The following is an 8,873-nucleotide window of genomic DNA, read 5'->3' as shown; positions in this document are numbered from 1 at the left end:
CGAGCGGGCGTGGTGGCGGCACCTGCCCGCCGAGCTGAAGTCCTACTGCACCAAGCGTGCCGAGGGTGGTGCCTGATGTCCACCCAACCGCCGCTGACCGAAGCCGAGCAAGTTCCGCTCCCGGATGGCTTCTACGCCGTCCCCGACCCCGACGCCCCGGCGATCATGACGCTCTGGCACGTCAAGGACGGCACTCCGAAGGCACGCCCGCCGAAAGGAACCCGCTACGGGCCGCAGGCGCTCCGCAAGGACATCCCCGGCCGCCCCGGCGACGACGAGTACATCGCCTGGATGCGAGCGCACTTCGACACCGTCGGCGCCTGGTTGAAGCGGATGCGTGCGGCGCTCGCCGCTAACCCGCCCGCGGCCATGCGCGCCTACGCGGCACTCACCAACCACTGCTGCAACTGCGGGCGAGCCCTCACCGGGGGCACCTCGAAGGCGCTCGGAGTCGGCCCCGACTGCCGGGAGCGGATGCCGCACACGCTGCTGATGGCACTCCTCGCCGAGGTCAAGCGCGCCCGCGCAATCGGAGGTGGCACCAGTGAATGACCTCACCCCCGCCGAGCAGGCCGCCGCCGAGGCGATCCAGAACTTCTGCTCACACACCGGCCCCAGCACCGACCCGGCCAGCCTCTGTGGCGAATGCGACGAGCTGGCCCGTGCTGCCGTGACTGCCGCCCGGCCGCTCGTCGCCGCCCAGGCGCTCGCGTGGGTCGCCGCCAGCCCCAACCGCTGGGAGGGCTACTGCTGCCACGACCACATGGCCGGGGTCGTCATGAAGGCCGCCACCGAGATCAAGGCGGGCCTCGACACGGTTGAAGATGCCGCCGCCGAGGCCGCGCTGGAGGACTACTTCCGCTGGGAGGTCGCGCGCCGCCTGAAGGACGAGCGCGACCTGATCACCGACCACGCCGACGACCTGGAGTACTCGCGCCGCCGCATCCGGTCCCGGCTCAAGGCCCGCATCGAGGGCCTGCGCGAGGCCGCCGGAATGCTCACGACCGCCATCGATGACCTGTCCCGTCCCACCTCTGAGGAGCACTGACCGATGAAGAAGTCGTCCAACGAGCCCGTGACGGGTGAGCTGCTGGAGATGACGCTGGACCTGCGCCGCACCAAGCCGTGGCATTTCGCTGAGGCCGACTCCATGTGGGAGATCACCGGCTCCTACCCGACCGGCAGCAAGTTCACCTCGTTCACGAGCTGCCTCGCCCGCGTTCTGCCCGGTGGCGTCACCGGCACGAGCACGCCGATCTTCGAGCTGCTCATCTACGGCGAGCGGCCCTGCGTCGACCCCGGCCACATCACGTTCGGGCAGGAGCTGCTGCTAGTGAAGTGCTCCGACCCGCTGACCGCCTACTTCGACGTGGACCAGATCTACATCGATGAGGCACTGACCCGAAGGAACGAATCCCGATGACCCCCGATTCCACTGTCCCGTCCGACACCGACCGACTCGCCGAGATCCGCAGGCGCATCAAGGCCGCGACCGAGACCGAGGGCCGCTCCATCGGCGCCATCCAGAACGGCAAGAAGGAGCTGCGGCAGAACGCCGCCGCCGACCTGACGTACCTGCTCGACGAGATCGCCACCCTCCAGGGACGCCTCGACACCGCCGAGGGGCGGCTGTCGAAGGTCCGCGCCGCACTCGTCCAGACCGCCGTTGAGCTGTACCAGTTCTGGCAGTTCGCTGCCGAGAAGGAAGGCGACGGCTTCGGCTGGACGCCCGAGATCACCGTCCGCGAGGAGGGCAAGTTCCGAGGCGCGGCTTGGAGCCTCCAGTACTTCCTGGTGACGCTCGGCGAGGCCGACGAAGAGGACGACGAGGCTGGGGCCGCGTACGAGGTGATCGAAGCTGCGCGTGCCGCTCTCGGTCTGAGCGAGGGAGACACCGATGCCTGATCTGCTGAAGTCGCGAGAGCTGAAGGCTCGAAAAACGCACCTGTGCGGCGTGTGCGGAGCCCCTGCAGCTGAGCCCGGCCAGACCTACACCCGCAACACCTTCGTGGACGCCGGGACGGTTTTCGACGACGTCCAGTGCGAACCGTGCAGCTCGCTCATCTGCGACATCGACGCCACCACTGGCTGGTGTGCCTACCTCGATGATGGCCTCCCCAAAGAGCTGATCATCGAATGGGCTGAGGAGAACGCGAACGACGCCACGTATGGCGAGGCGGCTCGCGCGTTTCTGAACCGGGCCGGTCTGGGCGAGGGAGACGGACAGTGAGCACCGAACGCTTCGAATACGTCCGGGACGAGCTCGCCAAGGCCAAGGCGTACATCGACGAGACCAAAGCCCTGATCGACAAGTACTCCGCCCCCGCCTCTGGGATGCCTCACACGCCCGCCCAGGGCGAGACCGAATACCGCTGCCCGAACTGTGACCGGTGGGCACCGTGGACCGATGGCGTCATCGATGGCGACGACGAGGACGTCGCGGAGTTCTGGTGCCAGACCTGCGGATGCCAGACCGCCGTGGAAGACATGGAGTCGCGGCCCGCCCCGTCGATGCCGGTTCCCGCCGCCCAGCCGGGCGCTGGAGACGCTGAAACCTCCGGGACGGGTTCAGGGAGGGGTACGGGTGTTCCCGAAGCCCAGAATTCGCGACAGGCGATCGAAGGCCTGAACTCGCGGCACTGGCTCAAGTGGAACACCATCACCCGCACGATCACCGGATGCCAATGCGGGTTCGGAGCCAACGAGGACTCCGATTGCGGGTTCGGTGACTCCGTCGTAGCGCACCTTCTCAAAGTCGCCGCCGAGGCCGCCGAGGACTCGTGGTTCTCCGACGTTGCCGAAGCGGTCCGACCCGTCCACTGCCGCGAAGCCGCCGCGAGCCTCCAGGTGATCGCGGACGCCGCCGTGGCAGACGGCCTCCACCACGAATTCGTTGAGGGACTGCGGTTCTCCGCTCGACTGATGGACTCCACCGCCCGCGACCTCGACGAGGAGGCGGGCCGGTGAGCACCATGGTCCAGCCCGACCTGTTCGGCGAGTACGACGCTCAGCAGGAACGCGAACGGCTCGAAAGCCAGCCCGCCACGTGCCCCCGCTGCGGCACCACCGAACCAAACGGCTACCTCCTGTATCTCAACCACGGCGCCGAGCCCGGCGAGGACACCATCCACGGGGCAGCGCGCGGCGAGCACCTGGTCTACGGCGACCGGTGCACGGCGCAGGACCTCACGAGGAACCACATCTGGGGCGCCGTCGTGCGCGGCGATGACGACGACCTTGCGCGGTCCGTCGCCCGTGGCCGACAGCTCGGCCTCGACACCGACGCGATCATCGCGCAAGCACGAGACGAGGCGGCCGATGAGCGCTGACACCACCACACCCGCCGACCAGGGAGGCGCAGTGATCACCGAGGAGGCGTACGGCGAGTACTGCGCGCCATGCAGCGGATGCCCGAAGCGTGAACTCGGGCGCCGCCGCGACGACGGCAGTGTCTACGCCTTCTCGGTCGGTCTCCGCCGGGCCGGCTGGAAGCGAACGAACTTCCGGTTCAGCGACCTCGGCGACTCCTACCGCCTGTGGTGCCCCGACTGCTGGCCGCTGGTGAGGGGCCTCCCGAACTTCGACCCGGACGGGAACTGGCTGCACGACCGCGCCTGCCCGGACTGGTCCCACGCGCGCAGCGGGCACCAGGACTCGTGCGCCTACACCAACCACGGAGCCACAACGTGACCACCGATCTTGCGGCAATCCGCGACCGCGACGAAACCGACTTCGTTACGACCGTCGAGTCCTGCTCGTCCGGCCTCGCGCAGGACCTCATGCAGGCCCGCCTCGACCGGCGGGACTTGCTCGCCGAGCTCGACCGTCTCACCGCCCGTCCCACCGATACCCGAACCACCACACAGGAGGACTGACCGATGCCAACGCGTAAGCGCAAATCTGAGTACGTGGACACGTGCCTGAACTGCGGGTACATGCTCGTCCGCGAAGAGGGCCGGGTCATGCACGGCGACTACGGGCAGACCTGGCAGCGATGCTCCGACCGCCCGGCGGACGCCGAGGCGCTGCAGTTCTACGGAGAAGGGGAACACCACCGTGCATAGTTCGCACACGCTCGCGTTCATGATTCGCAGGCCCTGGCCGAAGGTCGAGGCCCGCAACGGGCGACGCCACCTGTACTGGCCGTCCATCGTTGACGTCTGGCACGTCGAACCGGGCGACAAGGACTCCAACCCGCCGTGCCACTCGAAGTGGTGGCAGCTGCACTTCTGGCACTGGGATGTGAAGGTTGCCATCGTCCAGCGGCTCAAGCGGTTCCTGTTCGAGCGGTGTACGGAATGCGGTCGCCGTTACCCGTGGGGTTACGCGCCGGTCTCTCGTGAGTGGGACGAGCCCGGCGGGCGTTGGTTCCGCGTCCGGCCCCACGCCTACCACTGGGAGTGCTGCCACCTAGTCCAGCTGCGGCACCAGCAGAAGCAGGACGAGCAGATCATCCGCCACCTCCACGAGGGGACGACGCCGCTCATGGAGTGGGCGCTCTCCTACCGCCTCAACAAGATCCTGGAGTCCGGCCATGCCGAGTAACCCCGAACCCTCCGAGGGCATGTTCAAGGAAACGGCCGAAAACCTGAATGTGCGCGAAAACGTTCAAGTTTCCCTGACCGCCCCCGAACCCACCCAGCCGCTAACCGAAGGAGGCACCTATGTGTAGCTGTCCTGCTCACCAAGAACTGGTGGACTGCGCCTGCGAGTGCGACCACGCCGTTGATCGCCTGGCGCAGTTGAACCTCCGCCGCCGCGAGTTGGAGGCCGGGGTGGACCGGCTCCGCGCCGAGAACACCGCCCAAGCCGAGGCGCTCGCCGCCGCCGAAAAGCTCGCCCGGAACTGGACCAGCGCTCCGCACGAGGTGACGTCGATGCTCGACCAGCACTTGCAGGAGGACTACGGCACGACCGCGATCGCCCACTGTGGTCGGGCGATCCTCACCGCTCTCGGGCTCGACCAGTCCGGGGAGGGGCAGGCCAATGCGACCCAATGACGAAGACATCGAGACGGGCATCGTGCTCCCCGAGGTCTACGACGGCATCTCCGTGTGGCTGTTGAAGGACGGCTCCATGGTGAACCGCTGGGAGGGCATCGAGGGCATGGAGCGCCGCTACAACCAGACCCAGCAGTACATCAACTTCCGCGACCGAGCCGTGCGCGATGCCCTTGGGGGGCAGGCCAATGGCTGAGCAGACCGAGGCGCGCTGCTGGTCGGTGCCTCCCGAAGGCGGCACGTGGGGCGACTGCTGGTGCACCCTCCCGGCCGGGCACGACGGGGAATGCCGCTGCGAGCCCTGCACCGACAGGTTCAACGCGCCGAGCTGGCCGAACCAGGTCGGTGCGTCATGACCCAGAAGACCTGCGCCGCGCAGACCGGCCCCGTGTGGAAGCTCGGCGGCGAGCCCTGCGGCTGCCGCCTCCCGGACGGGCACGAGAACGAACCGCCGCACAAGATCGACGGCATCGACTCCCGCACCCACCAATGCGACTGCGGCTCTTGGTGGTCCGACTCGATCCATCGAGACGGGGGTGTCTCGTGACGTGGCCCCCTGAACAACCCGAGTGCACCGAACCCTGCTGCACGGGGCGGCTGAACTCGCCCGCCCCGGTCGACGAACCCGTGGACCGCGAACCTGACCGCATCTGCGGGACGGTCGGCTGCACGTCCTGCCCGCTCGTCACCCGGTGGAACCAGCCCGGCGGCGGGGACCGACTCCCGAACAGGAAGGCAACGACATGAGCGAACCGTCTGCAACCGAAGCCGTGATCTTCCTCTGGGCGTTCATCGTGGTCTTCGGCATCGCTCTCGCGCTTGCCTTCGGGGGGACCCGATGAGCGAGAAGACTCGGCCCGTGCCCACGCGGATGACCGTCTGCGACCTCTGTGACGAGGAGATCCCGGAAGGCGAGCCCGGCGAACGCGGGTCCCTCACCCACGGGTGGATCGCGCACAAGGTCGAGACGCCCCGCACGAAGTGGGCGTTCCTGAATTGGCCGCCCGCTGGCCGGGAGCGTCGGTGGAAGGAGCGGCAGAAGCCGGAGAACAAGCCGCGCCGCTTCGACTTCCACGCGGACTGCATCCTGCGGCTCGTCGAGGGCGCGGTCCAGGCAGCGAAAAGCCCGGCCCCTGAACGAGAACCGGGTGGTCTGTCCACCCAGCCTACTGCGGGAGGCACGCAATGACCAGGCCCAGCAAGGCACTCGTGCGGTTCTACCGAGCCGCGACCGTCCTGGAGTTCGTTGCGTACGCGGCGCTCGCCGTCCTGGTCGTGCTCGACATCTTCCTCTGACCATTCCGGCGCGGGTACGGCACCCGCGCCCCACCGAAAGGAACGACATGACGGACGACTTCGTTGACGTTGCCGAGATGTTCTTCGGCGCGAAACAGCAAGACGCCACATCCGAACAGCTGCGCAAAGCAAAGACCGAGATCGGTGCCCTCATGGCGGAAACCGTCGTCGCCAAGGTCGCAACCGGCATCATTGCCAAGCAGGCCGAGGCGATCCGCAACGGCGTCGAAGGGGACCGAGCACTGAGCGTCCAGCTCAACGTCCTCGCTGGGGACTGCGAGTCGAAGCTGCGCCGCATCAGCGAAGGCTGGGACACCAACCCGACCGACACCAGATTCACGCACTCTCGCGGGAAAGTCCTGGAAGAGCTCGACCGGGTCCACGATGCCGCGCAGTCCATCGCTGACCTGACCAAAGCCCTCAGCAAGTCACTCAACCTGCCTGAGGGGACTTCCGGTGACTGATCCTGACGCGGTCCTGGGCCGCATCGACGCCGGCGAGGGCGAGAACCTCGATGAGCGTTACGCGGTCCTGCGCAACGCCAGCACCGAACTGAGGTTCCAGCGATTCAGCGAGAAGGTCCGCCAGGAGCTCCACCAGGCGGTCGAGCACCTGCGGATGGTCGACACGTTCGCGACCGTCCTCCCCGACCCGACCGAACGCGCTGAACTCCTCGATGCCGCTGGCGGCGACCTGGAACGCGCGATCTCCCTTGCCCAGTGGGGCATCCCGCCCGGACTCGCCAAGGCCAACCCGGACGCCAGCATCCACGACCTCGCACGCCGAGCCCACACCGAAGGGAACCAGCAGTGAGCACTGAAGACGGCCAGTTCGGCGGGGAGCACCCGTTTACCCGACCCGAAGGCTCCGACGCCTCCATGTTCATCCAATGGAAGGGCACCGACGTGTGCATGGACTTCATGTGCCAGTGCGGGGCGAACGTCCACGGCGACGGGTACTTCGCGTACAACGTCGAATGCGGCGCCTGCGGGGCGTTCTACGAGCTCGGCAACCAGGTGATCGCCAAGCGCGTCACGGAACCTGACGGGGCATGCCTGTACCTCGCTGACAACAAGGTCGACAACACCCCGCCCGAGACCGTCACGCTCCCCGGCGGGCAGGAAGCAACCGTCATCGCCACTGTCGCTGAGGGGAAGGTCCTGTGGACCGAGGAGCCGCGGCGGCTCGCGACCTGCGGACCTGTCAAGGGTCCAGGTCGATTGGTCGGCGACTCCGTCCCAGCGCAACTCAGCCCGGGCGAGGCAATGCTCCCCGGGCCGCACGGGACCGTCATACACATCCAAGGCGCGTACGGCGACCAGCCCGCCGAGGTCACCCAGATCAGCCTCGACGACATCGAAGGAGAACGCACGTGAGCAGCGAAGAATTCGACCGCATCCTTGACCGGGCCACCGTCCACCACCTCCAGCCGGACGATGTCCTGGTGTTCTCCAACGTCGGTGACTCCGTCGAACCCGAAGACTTCGACCGGATCAAGTCCGTCATGGGCGACCGCTGGATCGTGGTTTTCCACGGCCCGGTGGAGCTGGAAGTCCTTCGCAACATCGATCTCGAGGAGTTCAAGTGACCACCGAAGACCAGTGGGCGTGCCCGCATTTCGGGCTTGAGGAACGCGAGACCACCGAGATGGCCGACCCCGAGCGCCGCTATCTCAAGACCTGCCGCGGCTGCGGGCTCCAGTACGAAGAGTTCGAGTGCGGCCGTTGCGGACAGCGAAACGACAAACCCAAGACGTGCGCCTGCCGGACCGCCACCAGGACCGGCAGCGTGTAGACGCAAACGAATGCACGACCCGTCCTGGCACCATCGATCGTCCACAACTCGACCACGGGGGAACCATGACCACCCAAGAACGGATCGCCCAAGAGCGGCTGTGCGCCGTGTGCCCGTCCTACAACCAGGAACCCGTCAACTACGAGCAAGAATTCGTGTGCAACTCGTGCCGTGAGCGGATGCGCGGGCACCTCGTCGACATCGCCGAACAATGGCCGCTCCTGGACCCCACCCCGGGCGGTGGATCATCGGAGCGGATCAGCGGGTCGAAGGAGGCGCCTCTAGGCGCGAGGGTTGATGTCCTGGACCAGCAGCTGTCCCTCAGCCTGCACGCCGCCGAGCCGATCCGCGCGAACGTCTCTGATCAGGTCGGGTCGGCGCCGGCTGTCGTCGTCCTCGACGCGATCGTCTCCGAGTGGCTGGAAGTCCGCAGGAGCCGGGGGTTGAAGGAGGACCGGCCCGCCCCCACCGTTGCGTCCCTGACGGACTGGTTGTGGCTGCGGGTGCATTGGGCTTGCGACCGCCTCCCGGACTCGATCGGGTCGAACGCCCTCGAACTCCGGCAGCTTGTCGGGAGGCTGCACGCCCTGAACGGCAACGTGAGGTCGCGTGACCCTGAGCCGGTCCCGGCGACGCCGTGCAAACGGTGCGGGCAGATCGCCCTCGTCCGGCTGGAAGGCCAGACGGTGTGCACAGCCTGCAGCCAGTATTCCGGTCCGTTCGCGGACCTTGTCGCTGTGGAGATCGCACGCATCAGCACCGAATCACAGGCCGCCTGACCAG

General features: G+C 67.4%; 22 protein-coding genes. All 22 read left to right on the top strand.

What is annotated here, in order from left to right:
- Positions 1–75 precede the first annotated feature (75 nt).
- The 22 genes from AB0I03_RS21065 to AB0I03_RS20960 all read left to right on the top strand — a co-directional run bounded on the left by AB0I03_RS21065 (position 76) and on the right by AB0I03_RS20960 (position 8,869).
- Positions 76–552: a DUF6011 domain-containing protein gene (locus AB0I03_RS21065; RefSeq protein WP_360415353.1), complete on the top strand. Its 477-nt coding sequence runs from the start codon at positions 76–78 to the stop codon at positions 550–552.
- Positions 545–1,048, top strand: coding sequence for a hypothetical protein (locus tag AB0I03_RS21060; RefSeq protein WP_360415351.1), 504 nt, complete (start codon positions 545–547; stop codon positions 1,046–1,048). The genes AB0I03_RS21065 and AB0I03_RS21060 overlap by 8 nt, the downstream gene beginning before the upstream one ends.
- A 3-nt stretch (positions 1,049–1,051) precedes the next feature.
- Positions 1,052–1,423 carry a hypothetical protein gene (locus tag AB0I03_RS21055; protein ID WP_360415349.1) on the top strand — a complete coding sequence of 124 codons (372 nt, stop codon included), beginning with the start codon at positions 1,052–1,054 and terminating at the stop codon, positions 1,421–1,423.
- Positions 1,420–1,905: a hypothetical protein gene (locus tag AB0I03_RS21050; RefSeq protein WP_360415347.1), complete on the top strand. Its 486-nt coding sequence runs from the start codon at positions 1,420–1,422 to the stop codon at positions 1,903–1,905. The genes AB0I03_RS21055 and AB0I03_RS21050 overlap by 4 nt, the downstream gene beginning before the upstream one ends.
- The gene (locus AB0I03_RS21045; protein ID WP_360415345.1) at positions 1,898–2,230 is read left to right on the top strand and encodes a hypothetical protein; all 333 of its coding nucleotides are present in this window, start codon (positions 1,898–1,900) and stop codon (positions 2,228–2,230) included. Before AB0I03_RS21050 ends, AB0I03_RS21045 begins: the two co-directional genes overlap by 8 nt.
- Complete coding sequence (locus AB0I03_RS21040; protein ID WP_360415343.1) at positions 2,227–2,967, top strand: hypothetical protein; 741 nt, start codon at positions 2,227–2,229, stop codon at positions 2,965–2,967. Before AB0I03_RS21045 ends, AB0I03_RS21040 begins: the two co-directional genes overlap by 4 nt.
- Positions 2,964–3,329, top strand: a complete 366-nt coding sequence (locus AB0I03_RS21035) for a hypothetical protein (RefSeq protein WP_360415341.1) — start codon at positions 2,964–2,966, stop codon at positions 3,327–3,329. Before AB0I03_RS21040 ends, AB0I03_RS21035 begins: the two co-directional genes overlap by 4 nt.
- On the top strand, positions 3,319–3,690 hold the full coding sequence (locus AB0I03_RS21030; protein ID WP_360415339.1) for a hypothetical protein: 372 nt from the start codon (positions 3,319–3,321) through the stop codon (positions 3,688–3,690). The genes AB0I03_RS21035 and AB0I03_RS21030 overlap by 11 nt, the downstream gene beginning before the upstream one ends.
- A complete protein-coding gene (locus tag AB0I03_RS21025; protein WP_360415337.1) occupies positions 3,687–3,875 on the top strand; it encodes a hypothetical protein in 189 nt (62 codons plus the stop codon). The genes AB0I03_RS21030 and AB0I03_RS21025 overlap by 4 nt, the downstream gene beginning before the upstream one ends.
- A 3-nt stretch (positions 3,876–3,878) precedes the next feature.
- The gene (locus tag AB0I03_RS21020; protein WP_360415335.1) at positions 3,879–4,064 is read left to right on the top strand and encodes a hypothetical protein; all 186 of its coding nucleotides are present in this window, start codon (positions 3,879–3,881) and stop codon (positions 4,062–4,064) included.
- Positions 4,065–4,083: 19 nt separating this feature from the next.
- Positions 4,084–4,545, top strand: a complete 462-nt coding sequence (locus AB0I03_RS21015) for a hypothetical protein (RefSeq protein WP_360415333.1) — start codon at positions 4,084–4,086, stop codon at positions 4,543–4,545.
- 197 nt (positions 4,546–4,742) lie between these two features.
- Positions 4,743–5,000, top strand: a complete 258-nt coding sequence (locus tag AB0I03_RS21010) for a hypothetical protein (RefSeq protein WP_360415331.1) — start codon at positions 4,743–4,745, stop codon at positions 4,998–5,000.
- Positions 4,987–5,196 (top strand): hypothetical protein, encoded by a 210-nt coding sequence (locus AB0I03_RS21005; RefSeq protein WP_360415329.1) that lies wholly within the window; start codon positions 4,987–4,989, stop codon positions 5,194–5,196. The genes AB0I03_RS21010 and AB0I03_RS21005 overlap by 14 nt, the downstream gene beginning before the upstream one ends.
- Positions 5,189–5,356: a hypothetical protein gene (locus tag AB0I03_RS21000; RefSeq protein WP_360415327.1), complete on the top strand. Its 168-nt coding sequence runs from the start codon at positions 5,189–5,191 to the stop codon at positions 5,354–5,356. The genes AB0I03_RS21005 and AB0I03_RS21000 overlap by 8 nt, the downstream gene beginning before the upstream one ends.
- Positions 5,353–5,547 carry a hypothetical protein gene (locus AB0I03_RS20995; protein WP_360415325.1) on the top strand — a complete coding sequence of 65 codons (195 nt, stop codon included), beginning with the start codon at positions 5,353–5,355 and terminating at the stop codon, positions 5,545–5,547. The genes AB0I03_RS21000 and AB0I03_RS20995 overlap by 4 nt, the downstream gene beginning before the upstream one ends.
- Before the next feature lie 291 nt (positions 5,548–5,838).
- Positions 5,839–6,189: a hypothetical protein gene (locus tag AB0I03_RS20990; protein ID WP_360415323.1), complete on the top strand. Its 351-nt coding sequence runs from the start codon at positions 5,839–5,841 to the stop codon at positions 6,187–6,189.
- A gap of 154 nt (positions 6,190–6,343) precedes the next feature.
- Positions 6,344–6,760: a hypothetical protein gene (locus AB0I03_RS20985; RefSeq protein WP_360415321.1), complete on the top strand. Its 417-nt coding sequence runs from the start codon at positions 6,344–6,346 to the stop codon at positions 6,758–6,760.
- Complete coding sequence (locus AB0I03_RS20980) at positions 6,753–7,109, top strand: hypothetical protein (protein ID WP_360415319.1); 357 nt, start codon at positions 6,753–6,755, stop codon at positions 7,107–7,109. The genes AB0I03_RS20985 and AB0I03_RS20980 overlap by 8 nt, the downstream gene beginning before the upstream one ends.
- A complete protein-coding gene (locus AB0I03_RS20975; RefSeq protein WP_360415317.1) occupies positions 7,106–7,672 on the top strand; it encodes a hypothetical protein in 567 nt (188 codons plus the stop codon). Before AB0I03_RS20980 ends, AB0I03_RS20975 begins: the two co-directional genes overlap by 4 nt.
- Complete coding sequence (locus tag AB0I03_RS20970) at positions 7,669–7,884, top strand: hypothetical protein (RefSeq protein ID WP_360415315.1); 216 nt, start codon at positions 7,669–7,671, stop codon at positions 7,882–7,884. The genes AB0I03_RS20975 and AB0I03_RS20970 overlap by 4 nt, the downstream gene beginning before the upstream one ends.
- A complete protein-coding gene (locus AB0I03_RS20965; protein ID WP_360415313.1) occupies positions 7,881–8,090 on the top strand; it encodes a hypothetical protein in 210 nt (69 codons plus the stop codon). Before AB0I03_RS20970 ends, AB0I03_RS20965 begins: the two co-directional genes overlap by 4 nt.
- Positions 8,051–8,869, top strand: a complete 819-nt coding sequence (locus AB0I03_RS20960; RefSeq protein WP_360415311.1) for a hypothetical protein — start codon at positions 8,051–8,053, stop codon at positions 8,867–8,869. Before AB0I03_RS20965 ends, AB0I03_RS20960 begins: the two co-directional genes overlap by 40 nt.
- Positions 8,870–8,873 lie beyond the last annotated feature (4 nt).

It is taken from the genome of Glycomyces sp. NPDC021274, from assembly GCF_040641195.1.
Classification (GTDB): Bacteria; Actinomycetota; Actinomycetes; order Mycobacteriales; family Micromonosporaceae; genus Glycomyces.
Note: the sequence above shows the minus strand (reverse complement) of the source record. Positions and strands in the feature narration are given on the sequence as shown.